The 20,546-nt window shown below is 59.8% G+C and carries 13 protein-coding genes; 4 read left to right on the top strand and 9 right to left on the bottom strand.

The features are described 5' to 3' along the window. The 6 genes from QV747_RS16105 to QV747_RS16080 all read right to left on the bottom strand — a co-directional run. On the bottom strand, nt 1-213 hold a 213-nt coding region (locus QV747_RS16105; protein ID WP_273432602.1), incomplete at its 3' end, for a hypothetical protein. A gap of 190 nt (nt 214-403) precedes the next feature. After that, complete coding sequence (locus QV747_RS16100; RefSeq protein ID WP_273432601.1) at nt 404-1,699, bottom strand: ATP-binding protein; 1,296 nt, start codon at nt 1,697-1,699, stop codon at nt 404-406. Between the two features lie 91 nt (nt 1,700-1,790). Beyond that, nucleotides 1,791-2,522 carry a two-component system response regulator RstA gene (gene rstA / locus QV747_RS16095; RefSeq protein ID WP_028450080.1) on the bottom strand — a complete coding sequence of 244 codons (732 nt, stop codon included), beginning with the start codon at nt 2,520-2,522 and terminating at the stop codon, nt 1,791-1,793. Continuing rightward, complete coding sequence (locus QV747_RS16090; protein ID WP_273432600.1) at nt 2,519-3,184, bottom strand: HugZ family protein; 666 nt, start codon at nt 3,182-3,184, stop codon at nt 2,519-2,521. The genes rstA and QV747_RS16090 overlap by 4 nt, the downstream gene beginning before the upstream one ends. 113 nt (nt 3,185-3,297) lie before the next feature. Continuing rightward, nucleotides 3,298-4,431 (bottom strand): HBL/NHE enterotoxin family protein, encoded by a 1,134-nt coding sequence (locus QV747_RS16085; RefSeq protein ID WP_273432599.1) that lies wholly within the window; start codon nt 4,429-4,431, stop codon nt 3,298-3,300. A gap of 148 nt (nt 4,432-4,579) precedes the next feature. Continuing rightward, on the bottom strand, nt 4,580-8,245 hold the full coding sequence (locus tag QV747_RS16080) for an AAA family ATPase (RefSeq protein WP_273432598.1): 3,666 nt from the start codon (nt 8,243-8,245) through the stop codon (nt 4,580-4,582). Between the two features lie 116 nt (nt 8,246-8,361). Between QV747_RS16080 and QV747_RS16075 the strand changes: the two genes are divergently transcribed. Beyond that, a complete protein-coding gene (locus QV747_RS16075; protein ID WP_047391665.1) occupies nt 8,362-11,550 on the top strand; it encodes an AAA family ATPase in 3,189 nt (1,062 codons plus the stop codon). Between the two features lie 19 nt (nt 11,551-11,569). On the opposite strand, the gene QV747_RS16070 is transcribed toward QV747_RS16075, so the two are convergent. Then, nucleotides 11,570-13,231 carry an NAD(P)-binding protein gene (locus QV747_RS16070; protein ID WP_273432597.1) on the bottom strand — a complete coding sequence of 554 codons (1,662 nt, stop codon included), beginning with the start codon at nt 13,229-13,231 and terminating at the stop codon, nt 11,570-11,572. Nucleotides 13,232-13,419: 188 nt separating this feature from the next. On the opposite strand from QV747_RS16070, the gene QV747_RS16065 reads away from it, so the two are divergent. Then, nucleotides 13,420-14,376, top strand: coding sequence for a TIGR01212 family radical SAM protein (locus QV747_RS16065; protein WP_288791561.1), 957 nt, complete (start codon nt 13,420-13,422; stop codon nt 14,374-14,376). Between the two features lie 111 nt (nt 14,377-14,487). On the opposite strand, the gene QV747_RS16060 is transcribed toward QV747_RS16065, so the two are convergent. After that, nucleotides 14,488-16,104, bottom strand: coding sequence for a methyl-accepting chemotaxis protein (locus QV747_RS16060; RefSeq protein WP_051258950.1), 1,617 nt, complete (start codon nt 16,102-16,104; stop codon nt 14,488-14,490). Nucleotides 16,105-16,801: 697 nt separating this feature from the next. Between QV747_RS16060 and QV747_RS16055 the strand changes: the two genes are divergently transcribed. Beyond that, nucleotides 16,802-18,043 carry an acyltransferase gene (locus tag QV747_RS16055; protein WP_273432595.1) on the top strand — a complete coding sequence of 414 codons (1,242 nt, stop codon included), beginning with the start codon at nt 16,802-16,804 and terminating at the stop codon, nt 18,041-18,043. 250 nt (nt 18,044-18,293) lie between these two features. Here QV747_RS16055 and QV747_RS16050 read toward each other — a convergent pair whose 3' ends face one another. After that, complete coding sequence (locus QV747_RS16050) at nt 18,294-18,686, bottom strand: VOC family protein (protein WP_273432594.1); 393 nt, start codon at nt 18,684-18,686, stop codon at nt 18,294-18,296. Between the two features lie 215 nt (nt 18,687-18,901). Here QV747_RS16050 and QV747_RS16045 point away from each other — a divergent pair, with 215 nt between their 5' ends. After that, complete coding sequence (locus tag QV747_RS16045; protein WP_273432593.1) at nt 18,902-20,206, top strand: ferric reductase-like transmembrane domain-containing protein; 1,305 nt, start codon at nt 18,902-18,904, stop codon at nt 20,204-20,206. The last annotated feature ends 340 nt before the right edge of the window (nt 20,207-20,546 follow it).

The following is a 20,546-nucleotide window of genomic DNA, read 5'->3' as shown; positions in this document are numbered from 1 at the left end:
CGCTACAGAAGCAGCTGAAGCTTTTTTAGCTTGAGCTTTTTGAGCAGCAGAAGCTTTAGACGCTACAGAAGCAGCTGAAGCTTTTTTAGCTTGAGCTTTTTGAGCAGCAGAAGCTACAGAAGCCGCAGAGGCTTTCTTAGCAGGAGCAGCTACTGCGAAAACTGAAGCAGCAGCAAATACGGTAGCGATAACGCCAGCAGCGATCTTGTTCATCTTCAAAACTCCACAAAAATTCTTTTCGCGGTATTCGGCATTGAATACCTTTAACGACGCGGATTATGCGACTCGCCATCGCGGCTGGCGATGCAGGCTTGGTGTGATTGTGTAACCGAAAGTACGTAGTAAAGCTACAGTGCGCTACGAAAGGCAGCAATACAGTCCCGCTCGACTGAAAACCGCCCCTTTACTCGGCCACGCGCAGCGGCGTAGGCCAGCTTAAACTCAGGCGCGCACCACCACTGGGCGCATCCAGAATACTCACCGCGCCACCATGCCCGCGCATAATCATCGCCACAATCGCCAGCCCCAAGCCAAAGCCACCGGTGGCTATGTTGCGACTGCCTTCCAGCCGGGTAAACGGCTGCAGTAGGCGCGCGCGATCTTCTTGCGGAATACCTTCGCCATTGTCATCGATGTGCAGCACCGCGGTGCCGTCCTGCCACAGCAACGTCAGCTCGATTTCCTTGCCGCCATAGCGGCGGGCATTCGAGAGCACATTGCCTACCGCGCGGCCGAAGTAATAACTATCAACGTCGAGCAGCGGACTGGGGGTGCCGGTGAGGTTGTGCAATTTAGGCATCGTGCCATCCAAGGCGTATTCAGCCAGCAAGCGCTGCAGCCACGGCATGACTTCCAGTGGCTGGGCTTCCATCCGTAATTGCGGGCTATCTAGGCTCGACATTGTCAGCCATTCATCAATCAGCTGATCAATCTGCCCCAGATCACGCTCGATGGCTTCCACCTGCGAGGCGCTATTGGCGCCGGCTTTGATCGCCTCTAAACGGTAACGCAAGCGCGCCAATGGCGTGCGCAAATCATGCGAGACCGCATCGATCATCGCGCGGCGCGAAGCGGTGAGCTCTTCAATATCGTGCGCCATGCGGTTGAAATTGGAGCCCAGCGCCGCCAGCGGCGAGCTGTCTTCAAGGCTCACCCGCACGGTAAAATCGCCCGCCCCCAGCCGCCGGCTCTGACGAATCACCTGAATCAGGTCACGCCAGAAAGGCCGCAGCCACAGCCAAGTCGGAATCCCCAGCGCCAGACACATCAGCACCAGCGCCACGATATCCATCCATGAAATACCTTCCAGCGATTCCAGAAATGAAATCGGCCCCAGCACCACCATTTGTTGGGTCTGGTGAATGCGGTGCAGATACAGGCCGCGGTCTTTCAGCAAAATAATATCGCCGCGCTGTAGCGCGGTTTGGTTTTCTTCCGAGAGCGAATACGCATTCAGTGCTTCGATATCCACCGGCACCGGCAGCTTGCCGCGCAGGCGCGAGGCTTCGTCATGCCACATGGACGGCGGCAGATCGCCCAGCTCTTTTTCGATCAGCGATACGGTCGAGAGGAACATATCGCTCAAATAGCGCTGGTTGGTGCGCTCGATCATCTGCTTGTAAAACCCGCCAATCAGCAGCGAGGAGAGCAGAAAACACAACACCACCGTCAGGTAGAAGCGAATAAACACTTGGCGCATCAGCAAGCTTCCCAAACATCACCCAAGCCGGGCGAGAAAAAGGCCCAGCTGCAACAACAGTGGGCCATTTATAGATACATCCCCGGGTATATCAGTCTTCCTGCCACCAAATATCGGCTGCGAAGAGATACCCCTTGTTGCGGATGGTTTTGATTTTTTGCGGATCCAGCGGATCATCATCCAGTTTTTTACGCAGACGGGAAATCGCCACATCCATACTGCGATCAAGCCCATCGTATTCAATGCCGCGCAATTTCTTCAGCAAATGATCACGGGTGAGGATCTCGCCCGCGTGGCTCGCCAGCTCCCACAGCAAATCAAAATCCGACGTAGAGAGCCCCATCGGCGCATTGCGGTATTTGGCGCTGCGATTGCGCAAATCGATCTGCAGCTTGCCAAAATTGAGCACCGATTGCTCTTTGGCCGGCGCATTGGCCAAGAGATCCGCCCCCTTTTGCCCCGCCGTGCGCAGATGGGCGCGAATGCGCGCCAGCAACACCGACGGCGGCGTGGTTTTCACCACGTAATCGGTCGCGCCGATTTCAAAGCCCAGAATCTGATTCATATCGCTATTGAGCGAGGTCAGCAAAATAATCGGGCCGGCGTAAAACTCGCGCAGTTCGCGGCACAGCGTGAGGCCATCTTTGCCGGGCAACATAATGTCGAGCAAGATCAGCTCGGGCGGATTGCTTTTCACACTGTCGATCACGCCCAGCCCATCGGCCAGGACATCTACCGTGAATTCAAACGAGCGCAAAAAGCCGCCAATCAGCTCGGCCAGATCGGCATCGTCTTCAACAAACAAAACCCGCGTGGTATTCATTGCTTGGCTAATCCTTGCAGTAAAAACTGTAATTGCTGCGTCACGGCGGCCAGATCTTGGCCAGCCTGCGCAAAAGGGTAACGCATCAGGGTGTCGCCCCGGCGTAGATCAAGGCCCTGCGCATCGATCCCAACCAGCTCCGTCTCGGCAGGGCAATGCGCGGCAAAATCCTGCAGCAGGGTGGCCTCGGCTTCGAGCGGCAGCACATAGTGGCGCGCCCAATCGGCTGCTTCTACCCAGCCCATTTTACCAAAGCCGGCGATATAGCGTGCCCGCACGAACTCAAGCTGCCACAGCGCAAAATCCCCCAGTGCCAGATATTTCACCAGCCCCGGCGCATAGCGCTTCAGCCGCGCCAGCACCAAGGGCTCGGCCGCCAGCGGGCGCAACTGCCCCAGTACGGTGGCGCGCGCTTTGCTCAAGGCCATCTCGCCTTCGTGCAACAGGAAACTCACGGCTGGATGATGGCGGACATTCTGGGTGTGCTCGGCCAGCTCGCTTATCACCACAATCGGCATCCCATTGGGCGCGGGCACCAGTGGTAGCCACGACACATGTGGATAGCCGGGCATGGCATGCGAATGCGTGCCCAACGAGCCATGACGACTCTGGCGCAATAGCTGCAACAAATCGGGCAATAAATCAGGCGCAGACTCAGACACGCAACTCTCGGCTTCACAACACAATCAGCCGATTGTAACCTGAGCCAAGGGCCGCGTCAGTGGTGGATTTACCATAGCGTGGCCGAGGCTGCGCCACACTTGGCTGCGGTCGATTACGCCACCAGCGCGGCGGGCCGTTGGCGCGCGGGCAAGACAGGTTTCAGGCTTTGGGCCTGCTGCTGCATGGCCTGCAAGGTGTGATCCAGATGCAGCCAATCTTGAGTGGCCGCACGCAGCGAGCTATCAACTTTCAGTACATCGTAAATGCTGTTGAGCCCTTCGGCTTGCCCACGAAAATCGCGGAAGCACTGCCGTAAGGCCAGCCACGCCTGATCCAGCTGGCGGGCGTGTTCATGCAGCTGGGTTACCGCATGCTGCAGATTATGCAGCTGGTTTTCCAGCGCATGCAGCAAGACCTGATCGGGGTGCAGTGGCCACAGGGTTTGATAGTGTTGCGCCAGCTGACTGCTATTGGCCGCCAGCTGCATCGCGCTGGCATTTAATTCCCCCATGCTGCCCAAGCCCACTGTCGCAGCTGCGCCCAAGAGCTGCACCGGCCCTTGCTCACCCGGCAAGCTCACCAGCTGATTGATTACCAGTGCAATCACCGCGCCGCCCACCGTCAGCGACGAGCGCGCCATCGCGGCTAGATCTTGCCGGATGGCTTGCTGGCGCAACGTTAGCTGCGCCACGGTCTGAGTCGCCAGCGGCAAGCTCACCGGCCACTGGCGCCGATATTGCGCCGCAAATTGTGCCAAGCCGGCTTGCTGATCATTCACCGCATACACATAGCCGGCCAGATATTGGGTAAAGGTCTGCACCTCGGCATGATTGGCCTGCGCCACTTGCTCCAGCTCATACAGGCAGCTTAAAAAACGGCTGCGATTTTTAGGCTGGCTCAGTAGCGTGGCCGAGCAATCGGCCAGCGTGTGCTGCTGGGCCTGAAATTGTTGGGCAAACAGCCCCACCCGCTGCAGCAGGCGCTGTAATTTGGGCTGCAAGACCTGCAGATAAATATCGGCATTGCGCTGCATGGCGTTTTGCTGGTGATACAACTGCCGGCCCAGCACCGCATCGCGGCACTCGCTCCAGAGGCTGGGCTGTGCCTGTAGCTGGGTACTGTATAGCTGTAACTGCACCAAAGCGGCGAGCACCTCGGCCAAGGGCTGGCGAAAAGCATCCGGGCTCAGGGTTTCACCCAAGCTCTGTTCGGTGGACAGGTAATACAGATAATACACTTCCGACATGCAGCACCTCCGGCAAACACCCTTGCCCGGCTAGGCAAGTGGTAGTGCAGCGTACGCAAGCTGGCATGAGGGCGCTGGCTGAGTTTGGTATCAGATGCGCAGGCTAAGCTCGGCGCCGTAGTTCTGCCACCCAATGGCCGCTGGGCAACTAGCCGGCCGGCGTGCGACTTTCAGCCACCAGCTCGGCCCAGCCCCACTCTTGTGCCTGCTGCTGCGCGCGCTGCAACAAGGCCACGCTGCCCTGCCCTGCCGCCACAGCCAGCGCTTGCCGCATTGCAGCTTTTGCGGCGACCGTATCGCCGCGCCGCTGGTGCAGCTGCGCTTGCCAGCGCCACGCCTCTGGCAGGTAATACACATCTTGCAACTGACCGGCGAGCGCCATCCAGCGCTGTAGCTCAAGCTCGGCTGCGCGCTCCGCCCCGGCGTGCAACAGCGCCTCGATCAAAAAGCCGGCAAATGTCGGCTCGATACCCGACATGGCCTTACGCGCTTCGGCGAGGCTCAAGGCCACCTGTTCCAGCGCGGCGGCATCCCCCTGCATTGCCCGCGCCCAGCCCTGCAGCGCAAAGCCCGCCGCCAGCCACAATGACAAACCCTGTGGTTGCGCTAGCGCCATCAGCTCGGCACACAGCGCCTCCGTCGCCGCCGGCGCCTGCGCAAAGCGCTGCAGCATGGCGGCAAAGGTCAGCGCAAAACACTGGGTATGCGCGTGTTGCAACTCCGCCGCTTCGCGCAGCGCTTGCTGCATGCAGCCCTCCGCCGCAGATGCATCACCCTGAAACCAGTACACCCAGGCCAGAAAGGCCCGCGCCGAAATATTGGTGTCTTCGCCAAAGCGGTTAATCAGCGCAAACGGCGACAGATCTTCGCCAATCGCCAGCGCGGCCTGCAGGTGTTCGGCCGCTTCGGCATAGCGCCCCAGCCAGAAATAATTATTGCCATAGGCATAGTGCACCTGCATGGTTTGCGCCGGATCGTCGCTCAGCGCCGCAATTTCGGCCAGCTTGTGGGCCAATTCCAGCGGCGCGGCTCCCGGCGCACTGGCGCGCCCGCCCAACCATAAGCCCCACACCACCGGGAACAAGGCCTCTTGTGCATCCAGCTGATTAATAAGGGTATAGGCCTGAGCGTAATAAGATTTAGCCTCTTCCGAGCCATACCCCTGCAGGGTTTGCAAAATCGACGCCAGTGCAGCGATTAGATTAATCTGCACCAGCTGCGCGCTCGGTGCCGCCCAATCGGCCACCGCGGCGAGCCCGGCGCGCAATAAGGCCACCGCCTCCTGATTGGCCGACTGCTCGGCCGCCAGCCGCCCGGCGCGCAAAAACCCCTCGGCGGCAGCTAGCTTTTGTCCCGCCGCCAGCTGATGCTGGGCCAGCTGTTCCCATTGCGCCACGCGCCGCAAGGGCTGCGCGGCCAGCGCTTGCGCCACCCGCAAATGCCAATGCTGCGCCTCCAAGGGTGGCAGCATCTGGTAGGCAGCATCGCGCAGCAAGGCATGATGAAAGCGATATTGCCCATCGGCAGCCAACCAAATCCCCGCCTGCACCAAGGTCTGGCAGGCGGTGGCCAACACAGTGGCTTCCCCGCGCCAGACCGCCTGTAATTGCGCATGGCTAAATTGCCGCCCCAGCACCGCACCGGCCTGCAGCACTTGGCGCGCCTCGGCAAAGGGCTCTAGCCGGCTCGCCAGCAGCCCCCACAACGAGACAGGCAAGCCGGCACGCGGGCCTTGCGCCAGGGCTTTACTCATTTCTTCCACAAACAGCGGCACGCCCTCGGCCTGCGCGAGCACAGCAGTGAGCTCAGTGGCGCTCAGCTCGGCGGGGCTCCATTGCCGGGCCAGCGCTAGCGCTTCCTCAGCCGTGAGCGGCGCGAGCGTCAAGCTCGGCAAAGTAAACGGCAACGTCACCGGCGGGCGGGCACTCAGCACCAGCAAAATGGGCGTTTTGCGCAGCATGAGGAGTTTTTGCAGCACCTCAGCGGTGGATGGATCTAGCCAGTGCACATCTTCCACCACCAGCAACAAAGGCCCGCGCTGAGCCAGCATTTGTGCCAAGGCCAGCAAGGCGGCTTCGATTTCACGGCGCGCCTGCAAGGCTGGGCGGGGTACCGCCGGCGCCGGTAACAGCCCGAGTAAATCGCCCAGTGCCGGTAAATGCAGCTGCAGCTGGCTGCCCGGTGGTGCCAGCCATTGGCTTAGCCGCGCATATTGCACTTCCGCCGAATCACTGGCCGGCCCCAGCGCCGCCAATTGCTGCTGCAACAGCTGAATCACCGGATGGTAAGGCGCATGCACGAGCTCCTGGCTACAGCGCAATATCCGCACCTGCCCGCCGCCCTGCGCCACCTCGGCCATTAGCGCCCGGAGTAAACGCGATTTACCAATGCCCGCCTCACCCTGCACCAGCACGGCATTCACCCGGCCCGCGCTGGCCGATTGCCAATGCCGCCGCAGTGTCGCGAGCTCAATGTCCCGCCCGATCAGCGGCCCTTCCTGCCGCTGCAAGCCCAGTAGCGCCGCACTGAGCGAATAAAAATCCCGCCCGCCGCGGCTGAGGCGCGCGCTATATAAATACGCCCCTTCCCCCTGCGCCAAGACTTGCGGCGTAAGCAAAATCTCGCCCGGCTCGGCCAGCACCACGCCGGCTTCGGCTTCGCGGCTGATCTGCCCGCTGGCATCGGGCCACGGATAGCGCGGATCCGACAGCATCCAGCCCTGATGAATGGCCTGGCGCAAGGCCCAGGCCGGCTGTTGCGCCAGCCAGCTACGAATACCCAAGGCGGTATCGAGCGCTAGATCATGCATTTTCTCGCTCGCCAACGGATACCCCCAGTAGGCCAGTACCTGCCCCAAAGCGCGTGGCCAGCAATATGCGCCTTGCTGCTGCAGCCTTTCGAGTAGGTTTTCATGCAGCATCCCCAGCACATCCAGCCGCTCTGTGGCGGCCATGCCGGGGCGCAGCTCGATCTGTACGGCCAGCACATACACCGCGCGCCGCTCGGCCGGACCGGTGGCCGCGCTGGGTAAAGCGAGCGCCGGCGCTAGCTGCGGGGCGGCACTCAAGCGAGCATACAGCGCGGCTAATTCTGCACTTGGGCTTTGCCCGCATTCCTGCTGCAGGCGCAGGCATAGCTGCTCGTACAGCGTCGCCGCTTCGGCGCGACGCCCCTCGGCCAGCAAGGCGGTGAACAAGGCCGGATAGGGCCGCTCATGCAGTGGCTCTAGCGCCACCTCAGCCAAAAGGCTCTCAATCGCCGCGCTTTGCTCGCCGGCGGCCAAGTAATAATCACTGAGCTGCTGCTGCACTTGCTGGCGTTGCCGCCAGCAACGCTGGCGCCAGATTTGCAACCAGCGCTCGAACTCGGGCGCGTCGCTCAGCACCAGCCCCGCCAACAGTGGCGCCACTGGTGCGGCCAGGCGCGCGGTGGCCGCCGCCGGTAAGTCCGCCGGCAACACCGGTTGCATTAAGCGCCAGACATCGCACTCCACCGCCGCGTTGCTCGCCCAAGCCAGCTCCCGGCGGTTAATCTGCAAGCCATCGCTTAACGCTGGCCACGGCGCCAGCACCCGGCGCAAATCATGCAAGGTGCGGCGCAGATTATTGCGCGCAGTTTCGGCACTGACCTGTGGCCACAAAAGCTCGGCCAAGGCCTCGCGGGGATGGCTACGCTCACGCTCCAACAGCAGATACGCCAGCAAAGCACGCACCTTGTCATACGGAAACGGGTCTTGCGCCGGCTGCCCCGGCGCTGCCAGCCGGCAACGACCTAATAAAGACAGCTGAACAGGCGCAGCATGAACAAGCGACATCGGGGCTCCAGAGATCCTAGCGAACGATTGGCGAACGAATGCGCGTTATTATCTGGCTTGCATGGCGCCAACGCCAGCCCTACCTGATTGCTCCGCCTTACTGAATCGAGAATTGCATGTCGCAGCCAGTGCAAGAATCCAGCCCTCTCTCCGACGGTCGTGTCGTGCTCGACTCAGAGCGCCTGAAACAGCTGCGCCGGCAAAGCGGCCTCAGCCAAGAAGCCTTGGCCCAGCGCTGCTTCGAGCAACGGCTGTGTGTATCGATTGCCTCGATCAAGCGGGCAGAAACGCTCAAACCCGTGCTCTACCGCACCGCCCGGCATTTGGCGAGCTTTTACAGTGTGACGCTGGAAGAACTACTAGCCAGCCCACTTGCCCCCGCCAACGCACCCAGCTCGCACAGCCCCACAACCCGCAGCGCCCCCGAAATCGCGTTTCATGAGCAGCGCGATGTGGTCTGCCTGCAACTGAATGGCCCGCTCAGCACGGCCGAGCAGCAACAATTAACCGAGCTAGTGCAGCAATTTGGCGGCACCGCCGCCGCGCAAACCGCCAACGCCTGGCGGGCGGTATTTGGCCTGCCCTGCGCTTATCGCAGCGATGCCCAGCGCGCGGTGCGCTGCGCCGAATTGATCCAGCAGCAACTGGGCGCCCAAGTCAGCCTGCAGTTGGGGCTCACGGCCTGGCCGCTGCCCGCCGATGGCTCGCACTGGTGGCCACAGCCAGCCACCACCGCCAGTGGCATCCGCCTGAAAACAGGCCTAAGCGCCCTTTTGAGTCAGGATTACACCTTAAGCGCCGCCGAGCCCGGCTGGGAATGGCTCAACGGCTACGTCGATTCGGCCCATGAGGCCTTGCTGCCGCTGTGTGGCCGCTATCTGGAAATGCAGCAGGTGAAGTCGATTCTGGATTACACCCGTCAGGATCAGATTGGGCATATCTTGTATGTGCGCGGCGTGGCCGGCATCGGCAAAAGCCGGCTGGTGGCCGAATGTCAGGAGCTGGCAGCCAGCCAAGGCCTGCATAGCTGGCAAGGCGCGGTGCTCGATTTTGGTGATGATAGTGGCCTGAATGCACTGCGCGAACTGCTGTGCAGCTTGCTTGCGCAGGCCAGCAAAACCACGCCTTTGCCGCTGCAAATCCTCGCGCCCGAGGCCGCGCTGTGCTTGCGCATGCTGCTGGGCGAAACGCTCAGCGCCGAACAGGCCACGCTGTACAGCGCCATGACCCAAGCCAGCCGTTTGCAGCATCAGGTGGCCGGTTTGCGCGAGCTCTTGCTGCGGCAGGCCATTTTGCGCCCGCTCTTACTCACGCTTGAAGATCTGCACTGGGCCACGCCCGCGCTATTCGAGCTTTTGCTGCCGCTGCTGAATCTGGTTGATGAAGCGCCGATTATCTGGCTACTCACGTCGCGCTTCGAGCAAGACCCGCTCGAACATTACCTGCGCCCGCAGCTACTGGGCCTGCCGCTCACCCAGCTGGATTTAGCCCCGCTGCGGCCCGCCGAAGCCGCCACCATGGCGCAGCAATTCAGTCAGGTAGATGCCACCTATCGCCAGCAATGTATTAGCCAGGCGCAGGGGCATCCACTGTTTCTTAGCCTGCTGCTGCGCAGCGGCCGCAGCCGGGTGCTACCCGATAGCGTGAAACACCTGATCCAAACCAAGATGGATCAATTCACCCCCACCGATCGGCAGGCCCTGCGGGTAGCTGCCGCAGCTGGCGCGCAAATTGAATTAAGCATGCTGCGCGAGCTACTCAATGACGAGGGGTATACGCCAGAAATGCCGATCCGGCATTATCTGATGCGCACTACCTCCCCAGGGTATTTGGTGTTTATTCATGATCTGATTTTGCGCGGCATTTACGAATCGATGATCAGCGCACAGCGCGAGCATATTCATGCCCGCATCGCCGATTACTACGCCCCGCGCGATCTGGCGCTGCAAGCCCAGCACTTGCTCAAAGCCCGCCATCCACAGGCGCCGCAAGCCTTTGTGCGGGCCATTGAAGACAAACTGCAGCGCCAACTGTATGAACAAGCCTTCGAGCTCACCCAGCGGGCCTTGGCCATCGATTATGTCAGCCCCGATCTGTGCACACTCAATCTGCTGCGCGCCCAGGCCGCCAGCAAGCTGGGCCTCACGCAGGAAGCGCGCATCTGTTTTCAAGCGGCCAAGCAGCATGCCCAGCAGATCAGCCAAGTGCTCGAAGCCGTGGTGGGGCTCGCGCAAACGCTCAATCTACTGGATGAGCTTGCCGCCGAAGAGCAGCTGCTGGATGAATACCTGCCCGCCGCGCTCACCGCGCAGGACTATCGCCGCGCCGCAGAGCTGAGCTATCTGAAAGGCAATCTGTACTTCCCTCGTGGCGATTTCGCCCGCTGCCGCGCCCAGCATCAGGCGGCGCTGGATTTCGCCCGCCAAGCCGGCGCGCTGGCGATTGAAGCCAAGGCGCTGGGCGGCATTGGCGACTCGTATTATGTCGAAGGCTGGATGAGCAAAGCCGCCGAGGCAATCCGCGCCTGCTTGGCGCTGTGCGAGCAATATGGCTTTGCCGATACCGAAGCCGCCAATCGTTTTATGCTCGGTACGGTACGCCTGTATGCCAATGAAACCGTACCCGCGCTGGATGACGCGCTGGCCGCCGCCGAGCTGGGTCGCTCGGTGGGCAATCGCCGCGCCGAAGTCGTTTCGCGGCTCACGGCGGGCTGGGCGCTGCTGTCTTTGCTGCGGCTGAGCGAAGCCGAGCAGCAGATCGAACAAGGCCTCGCCGTGGCGCGGCAGATTGGAGCCGGCCGGTTTGAGCCGTTTTTACTGGAAAGCCTGGCCCGTATTCGCTATCTGCAAGGGCAAACCGATCAGGCCCGGCATTTGATCCAGCAAGCCTGGCAGCAGGTCGAGCGCTTTCGGCTGCAACAGTTTATTGGCCCTTGGGTCTTGGGCACCCTGGCCCTGCTGGATGAACGTGCGCTGGTGCGCGAAGACGCGCTAGCACAGGGCGAAGCGCTGCTGGCTGCCGGTTGTGTCGGCCACAATGCTTACCGTTTCCGCGTAGCCGCGGCCGAAAGCTGCATTTTGGCCGGGGAATGGGCAGCGGCACAGACGCATATCCGCGCACTGGCCATGCTGTCTAGCCGCGACCCTTGCCCGTGGGTCGATCACCATGTTGCGCTGCTCGAGGCCTATGTGCAGCACGGCGAACAAGGCCATAGCCCACAGCTGGCCAGCCTGCAGCAACGCGGCGCGCAGCTGGGGCTGGCAGGGGTGCTACCCCGCCTGCATACCGAGCTCAGCGCCGTTTAGGCGGGCGCCGCAGCCGCCTTTAGCGCAGCAGCGGGCTGAGCCACTGCGCAATTAATTCGGCCTGCGCCAAGCATTGCTCCTGCAAACCCGCCCCGTGCGTCCAGCCGCCGCTAAAAAGCACCGGCACGGCGGGGCGCTGGCCATGCTCTAGCTGTGCCGCCACGCGCTGATTGTGGGCCAGCATTGCCCGCTGCGCGCGGATGCACTGAGCATCGAGCACATTGTGCTTAAAGGTGGTCCAGGCTTTTTGCTGCAAATCATTGGCCGGATCGCTAACCCGGTAGGCGCTCGGCTCCAGAATCCCTTCCAGCTGGCGGCGAGTGGCTTGCGGCAAGGCGGCCAGCATTTCGGCCGGAATCGACGCCGAATCGAGCACCCGATCGAGCATATGCTGGCGCGGAATCAGATTCAGATCGTCGACCAGCGAGACAAAAAATTGCGGCAGGCCCGCCCGATCATAGCGGGGGTTGAGCGGGTCGTTCTGGTGCAAGTTGGCCACGTAATCAATCCGGTACGGAAACAGCGAATCGCCGGCATCACGCACATGAATATTGTAAGTACGCCACAGCGCGCGATTGGCCGGCAAGCGCGCCGCGTGGGTATGCGCTACTGCATAGCTACGGGTATAGCGCACTGAGCCAAGTATTAATTTGATTTGCCGGCCATACTGATGCAGGGTATCGCCAAAACTCAGGCCTTTTAAGGCATCATCGGCATGCGTGGCCATTACCACCCAATCGGCGGGTATCGCCTTTTCGCCTACGTGCACCATCGCCTGCCCGGGCTGCGCCACCCGCACCGTAGCCGCCGCCCCCGTCACTAGCTCAAAGCGAAAGTGCGGGCCATTTTGCGCCAGCAAAAATGCCGCCAGCGCCTCCAGCCAGGTTTGCGAGCCATGATCAAAATAGCGCCGATCCGGAGCCTCATTACCGCCTTCCTGCACGCGGTAGTATTCAAACGGCGCTTGCAGCGGCATGCCGGCCGGGCCCTGATCGTCGGTGAAATACATCGCCGAAATACGCGGATAGTAGATTTCATCGCGCACGCGCTGCAGCCGTGCTGGCAGGGTCGGGTCGGCCCAATCGAGCTTGATTTTTAGCTCTTGCGCGGCTTTACTCAGCAGCGCCTGCGGGTCATCGAGGCAATCCTGAAAAAAGCGCCCGACGGTGTAATCCAGCCGATCTTGCGCCTGCTGCTCGAATTCCGACAGCGTATTGAGCGCCGTGCGATGCACCACCTGAATCAGCAGCGCCAAGCGGCCCTGATCGGCCGCGGCAAGGTTAAAAGCGGGGTCGCTCACGCCATCGCACAGGTATTTATCGTCGGTGAGCGCCACGCGCAAATCGCTACTGGCATAGCTTTCGGTGTCTTGCAGCGGCTTCATATTATCCAGAAAACCGATCTGCTCCATTACAGCCTTCAGCCGTTGATAGGCCGTGAGGTTGACATCATTCACCCCCAGATCGGCCCAGCGAAAATACGGCACCGCCTGACCCGCCCCCGTTTGCAATGCGCCCAGCTGCACCACCACGGTATCGGCATTGCCGCCCAGCTGGTTTTTTTGTTCGAAGAGGCGAATGTGCAATGGCCGGCCATTGCGCTGCACGGTTTGACACAGATAGTAGGCGGCGCCCAGCCCCGATACCCCGCCCCCGATGATTGCTACTGATGTGCTGTGCATGCCACGCTCCCTGTGCTGTTGGTCTAGGTTTAGTCGTGACCTTCCGTGATCCGCGCACGCGCAGCAAGTGATCGCGCCAGCCTGATACTGAACTGATACTGATTGTCGCAGCCGGGCTGCGCAGCTGCCGCAGATCAAGATGGCCGCCCACTGGCGCGGGTATAAAGCAGCATTGTTTTGGGCGATCCATGATGCACGATTTAATTCCCCCCTTGCTGCACGAGCGCCGCTATCTGGCCTGGCATGATCTAGTGCGCGCCAAAGCGGGCGGACGGGTGCAAAAGATCTCGGTCGCGGCCGGCTTTAGCTGCCCCAATCGGGATGGCCGGCTCGGGGTTGGGGGCTGCACATTCTGTAATAACCGTGGGTTTACCCCAGGGTATGTGACTGAACACCTTGATAATCTTTACGCTCAGATCGATACCGGGCTGGAGTTTCTGCAGAGACGCTATCCGCGCACTCGGCAGTGGCTGGCGTATTTTCAGGCGTATAGCAACACCTACGCACCACAAGCCGCCTTGCGGGCGGCTTATCAACATGCGCTGGCTCACCCGCGCATCAGCGGACTGGTGATCGGCACCCGCCCCGATTGCCTACCCGATGCCACCCTAGATTTGCTGGCCGAGCTGGCACATAGCGTGACCATCGAGCTGGAAATCGGCGTGGAATCCACTTCGGATGCAGCACTGCACCGCGTTAAGCGCGGGCATGATTATGCCTGCAGCGTAGATGCCATTGAGCGCGCCGCCGCACGCGGCCTCACCGTCAGCGCCCATCTGATGCTGGGGCTACCTGGCGAAAGCCGCGCCAGCATGCTGGCCGGCGCTACACGTTTATCGCGCCTCCCCCTTGCTGCGCTGAAACTGCACCAGCTGCAGGTGGTGAAAGGCACGCAGCTGGCCAACCAATGGCGCCGCAATCCGCTCAGCGTGCCACTATTGGAGCAGGACGAATATTTGCAATTACTGGTGGAATTTCTGGAGCGGATGCGCCCTGATCTGGCGCTACAGCGCTTGGGCAGCGAAGTACCGCCCCGTTTGCGCCTCGCGCCCAATTGGTCAGTCCGGCAAGAAGAGCTAGGGCGGCTACTCAGTGCGGAGCTCGTGCGGCAAAACACCTGGCAAGGGCGCTTGTGGATGGGCTAAAGGGCATACGGGCCTAAATTAGTACGGCCCAGCAAGCGGGCAATTCAGCATAAAAAAGAGCACCCGCAGGTGCTCTTTTTTTGCGACCCAATCTTGTCGCTCGGAACCACCTTACAGCCGGAAGCGGGTCACCGCCGAGCGCAGCTCGCTGGCCAATTGCTCCAGCCGGCGCACATTCTCATTGGCCGCGCGGACAGATTCGGCCGATTCTTCCACCATATGCGTAATGCGCTCCACATTAACCGCCAAGCTGCTACTGGCCATGCTTTGCTCGGAAGTGGCATTGGCCACATCGCGGATTTTCGCCAGCGTTTCGGAAGCGCCATTGCTAATTTCGCGTAGGGTTTCGGCGCCACGATCGGCCATTTCCACACTGCGCTCCACCTGCGGCTTGGCTTCATCCATGCTCGCCACGACCGACAAGGTATCTGACTGCACCGCATGCACCATGTGGGTAATTTGGCCGGTGGCTTGCGTCGTGCGCTCGGCCAGTTTACGCACCTCATCGGCCACCACCGCAAACCCGCGGCCTTGCTCGCCGGCACGGGCCGCTTCAATCGCCGCATTCAGTGCCAGCAAATTGGTCTGATCGGCAATTTCTTTAATCACGCTGGCGATACTGTCGATTTCGCGCGAGCGTTCAACCAGCCCGCCAATCAAATCAGAGGCGGTGGCGATTTGTGTTGCTACACGCTGAATTTCACCGGCGGCTTGCGATACCAGCCCCTCCCCTTCGTTGGCCAGCTGCGCCGAGCGGGAAGAATTGGCTTCGGTTTCACGCGCGCTTTGCGAAATATGATCAATGCTGACCGACATTTCCTCAATCGCCGCCGCGCTCGATTGCGTAGCATCCGAAGATTGGCGTGAAGCTTGGTTGATGGATTCCATTTGCTGGGTCAGGCCGCTGGCCGCGTGCTTGAGTTCTTCCGCACCACGCTGAATACCCTGAATCATCTCGCGCAAACTGGTTTGCATGCTGGAAACCGCGCCCAGCAGACTATCCGGGCGGAAATTGCCCGTGACTTTGCGCCCCAGATCCCCTTGCGAAATCGCTGCCGCGACTTCGGCTGCATAATCCGGCTCGCCACCCAACTGCACCAGTAGCTTGCGCACACTGGCCAGCAAGATCATCGCCACCACCGCCGAGATGATCAGACAGATCACCACCTGCCAGCGGGCATTGCTCCAGAAGCGTTGATCGGCCTCAGCAAAGCTCACGCCATTACCCACAATCCAGTGCCAGCGCGGAGTTTGAATCGCCACCGACAATAGATCGACCACCTTGCCTTCGCGCTCGCTAGTCCACCAGTATTCGGTCAGCGCCCCACCCGATTTTTGCAGCGCCTCGACCGCTAGCGCACCCACGCTCTTGCCTTGAGCGTCTTTAAATTCATTAAAACTGGTGCCGTGCAATTGCGGATCGAGCGGGGTGGAAACGAAGTTGAGCTTCTCATCCACAACATAAACATATTCAGACTTGTGATACTTGTTTTGCCGCAGCAGCTGGGTGGCAATCGCCTTGGCCTGCTCTTCGCTCATCTTGCCCGAAGCAGCCATGTTTTCCAGCTCAACAATCGTCAGGTAGGTACTGCGCAGCAATTGCTGAATCCGCGCTTTATTGTCTTCATTGGCGGCAGTTTTCATGGTCGACAGGCCGACCACCATGACCCCTATCAGCGCCACCATCACCACGATGGATAAGAGCCATGCTTTTGCTTTAATCGTCATTACGGCACCCTAGCGAGCAGAACAAATCGTTTTTCAGAATAGGTCGCAACTGCGGCTTATTCCAGTCAGAAAATAGTTTTTACTTAGCCATCTGCGCCACAGCCGTGCGCGAGCACCCAAAGCTGAAGCCAGACCCTTCGCAGGCTTTCTCTCCACGAAACACTAGCTACCCGCTGTGGTCTTGTTCAGCGCGCTTTAAGCCAGCACAACTAAATTACTATTTCATTAAATTCTAACACGATGTGCAATCTCGCCCGAATTCAGTGCAGCTGTCGTGCGACAGTCTGAGCCGCCATCGCGCCAAATTCAGAACACGAGAACGGAATCACATTCATTCTCGTGCTATATTCAAAAGCCAGCACGCCGCGGCTTGGTAAAGAAGCCGCATTTTACCCATGAATTCAAGCAATTAATTATCGACGGTAATTTATTGTAAACAAATCTAGCAAAGCATCTCAATTTGCTAACAAATCCTCAGCAATAACCAATTCAACACAGTGTAGCTAATTACCAATCACTACATTTCAGTCGTATTTCAGCCCTTTTCATTGCTATTCGCACCTTATTGAGCCATCCAACCCGGCCAATATCGGCATTTTCCTTTCGTAAGGATTAAGCATACAGTCCTCTTTCCGGCAGGCCCTGCGCACTGGCCGTGCGGGGCGTGTCTTTTTTCCGATCGAGAGGAGTGCACACTATGCAGGCCAAACTCGCCAACAGCGAAGAATTACCCCTATTAAGCTCACTACGCGGCCTTGCGGCCATTATGGTGATGCTCTTTCATGCCCGACTGATTCTGTTTCCCCAGGCCAAAGAGCTGATCGCCAGCCATAGCTTGTTGCTGGAAAACGCGTATCTGTTTGTCGATTTATTTTTTATTCTCAGTGGCCTGGTACTGGCGCATGTGTACGCCCACAGCTTGCAAGGCCCGCGCAAAAGCGTGAGCTACTGGCAGTTTTTAGGTTTACGCCTGAGCCGGATTTACCCGCTGTTTTTACTGACACTGCTGATTTTGCTGGGCTGGGAAAGTATCAAGGCTTTAGCCGGGCGCGGATATTACGGCGGGCCGCTATTTGCTAGCTGGGGCATGATCGATATTCCGGCCTTTGCCGGCCCGTTTAACCGGCTGGATGCGCTGGGCTCGCAGTTTTTCCTGCTGCAAAGCGTGTTCAATGACAGTCTGTCTTGGAATGTCTCGTCGTGGTCGCTCAGTATTGAATGGCTGTGCTATTTGCTGTTTCCGCTCCTGTTGCCCCTTACGCGGCAGCGGGCTGGCTGGCGCTGGCTGGCTGCGGCACTGGCTTTGCTCGCGCTGGGGATGGTGCACCGCCAACTGGGCTCGCTGGATGCCACCACCGGCTGGCCCGCAGTGGCGCGCGGCCTAGCGAGTTTCACACTGGGCCTATGTCTGCTGCCTGCCGTGCGTTCGCGGGTGGCGCAGCATTGGCTGAATAATGATCCGGCACTGGGGGTTGCGCTGGCACTGCCGCTGGTACTGCTGCAATTACCAACTAGCCTCGGCATGAGCTTGGCGCTGATCGTGAGCTTTGCCGGGCTGGTTTACACCGCGGCGATTCAATCGCGCCGCAATGGTTTGCAGACTTTGCTAGATGGTCGGCTGGGGCGCTGGCTGGGTGACATCTCGTTTGCGGTGTATCTGTGGCATACCGTGCTATTGCTGGTGGGGGTGGAAGTGCTGCACTGGCTAGCGCCGGCATTCTTGGCCAGCTGGTATAGCCAAACCAGTGCCGGCCTGCTGTTGCTGGGGATTATGCTCTTTACCTTCTTGACCTGCGCGGTGGCGACGCTGAGCTACCACGGCTTTGAGCGGCCAATGCAACGCTATCTGCGTCAGCGGCTAGCTTTGCGCCCGACACGGCATACTTCCCTTGCGGCCAACTCGCTGACCATGCCAGCGATCGAAGGCAAGAATACTTAAGGTATATCGCTGAGGAGCTTATTGAGAATAACCTTCAAGGCGATACCCACACAGGTATAACCTTGAAGCCATTCGCTGAGTTGGCCACGCGCAGCGCGATGAGGAAGCCATTGTGGTGTATCGCAATGGCATCGCTCGGGCCGCGCTGGATGCCAGTCGAACCTAAGCGCTAGTGGGCACTATTACGGCGCTTAACCAACTGGCACATCAGGCGACTTCGCGCCACAAAGCCTTGCGCCACAGCCCTGCCCTAGCCCGCCATCGGCGTACATAGCTCCACAACCACGCCGAATGGGCAACGCACATAGGCCACCGTTTGTCCCCATGGCTTGCTAACGGGCGCGGCAAGCTCGCTGGCCCCTGCGGCCAGCGCCTGCGCATAGGCCGCCGCTACGTCGGCTGTGACAAATGCAATTTCAAACCCCAAGGGTTGCGCCGACTGATCGGCCGCCACATGCCCGCCGGTAAAATTAAGCTCCGCCAAGGTATGCGCTGCAAAGGCTAGCGTGGTCTCGCCGGTCGCTAATTCACCGTAAGTTTCACTCTCATGCACAAACCGCGTGGCCAAACCAAAGGCGCGGCTGTAAAAATCTAGCGCGGCCGGTACATCGGCCACATAAATGATCGTATAGCCCAGTTTCATGTTTTGCCTCAGCGCAATTTATTCGCCCGCCCAGCATACACCTAGCCGCTAAATCCCCGCAGCAAAATACATTTACCCAGTTGAATAAAAAGGATAATTCTCATTTACCCCGCCAAGGGGATTATTACCATTTATGAAGTTGTAATAGGGTATTTATTCAGCGCAATGAGCGGGCGTAGGATAAAAACATCGAGTTTGTGTTGTGGGAGCCCGCCATGAAAAAACCACTGTTTGCGCTATTGGCGCTGAGTATTGTCAGCTGGCTGGGCAGCATTTGGCTTAATCCACCACCGCAAATCGATGTGTGGTGGCTACGCAGCGAAGGCATGAATCTCACCGGCATCCTGTCATTTGAGCTGATGGGCCTGATTATGTTGCTGGCGGTGCGCCCGGTCTGGCTGGAAAAGCCGCTGGGCGGGCTCGATCAAATGTATCGCCTGCACAAATGGGCCGGTATTTTGGCCATTAGTCTGGGCTTGCTGCATTACCTGCTGAAATTATCCGGCGGGCTATTGCACCAGTTTTTTACCCGCCCACCGCGCGGCCCACGGCCGGAATTCTGGCTGGATGCTTTGCGCCACCCCGCCAAAGACCTCGGCGAATGGGCGGTTTGGCTGCTGGGAATTATGCTGATCATCACCCTGTGGCAGCGTTTTCCGTATGTGATCTGGCGCGTGGTACACAAAATTCTGGCCGTGGTCTTTATTGTGCTGGCGCTGCACAGCCTAGTCTTGATGCCGCACAGCTACTGGCTACAACCCGTGGGTTGGCTGCTGGCCGTCACCGCCATGATGGGTACCGCCTGCGCCGTGATGTCGCTCAGCGGCCAGATTGGCCGCAAGCGCACGCACCGCGCTACCGTTAGCGCCGTCACCCCCATCAGCGCCAATACTCTGGAGCTAGAATGCACTGTTAGCGGGGCTTGGCAGCATCAGCCAGGGCAATTTGCCTTTTTACGCTTGGCAGGCTGGGAAGGCGCGCACCCGTTCACGATTGCCAGCGCCCCCAATGCAGCGCAGACACTGCGCTTTTCGATCAAAGCGCTGGGCGACTTTACCCGCCAGCTGCCGCACAAAGTGCAAGTGGGTGACGTGGTTAGCATTGAGGGGCCATATGGCTGCTTTATTGGTGCGGCAAGCCAGGAAACACCCCAAGTCTGGATTGCCGGCGGTATTGGCATTACGCCCTTTTTAGCGTGGCTAGAAGCGCTGGCCACCCAAGGCGCCGATGCCCCCACGGCCACGCTGCACTATTGCGTACGCGATGCACAAGATGCCATTTACGCGCCTCGCCTGCAGGCGCTGTGCGGCCAGTTGCCCTCGATCACACTCAAGGTGCATTACAGCGCCCAAGCCGGCCGCCCCACGCTGGCCAAGCTCGGCATAGCACCACAAAATGGCCAATGGCCCAGCATCTGGTTCTGCGGCCCCGATGGCCTCGCCAAGCAGCTACGCTATGAGCTCAACCAGCAAGGCATGCCAGCACAGCACTTCCACCAAGAGGCATTTCAGATGCGCTAAGTGCGTCGCATCAGCGCGCGCCTCTGTCCTACCACCTTCACCAGCCCAGCTCAAAGCGCTGGGCGAGCCAGCCTTTAGCCGTACAGCAATACAAGAGCGGCTGGCTTGACGGGCTTGGGTACACGGCCCGCTTGACTGTCATTTAGTCTGTAGCTGCACGCAATTTGCAGTACCCACGCCAAGACTTCGCCTCCACACCAACCCAAAAATCCTTTTAAACCAGCAGCTTAGCACCAATCCCAACTTCCGTCTCGGCTCTGATTGTGAATATTTACCCCCACCAATCATCGCGGTGCGCTTGCCTCGATGTAGTGAGTGGGCGCAGACTACGTCCATTACG

The sequence above is a fragment of the uncultured Chitinibacter sp. genome (assembly GCF_945957625.1).
In the GTDB taxonomy this organism is placed as follows: domain Bacteria; phylum Pseudomonadota; class Gammaproteobacteria; order Burkholderiales; family Chitinibacteraceae; genus Chitinibacter; species Chitinibacter tainanensis.
This window is presented reverse-complemented; position numbering and strand designations above follow the sequence as displayed.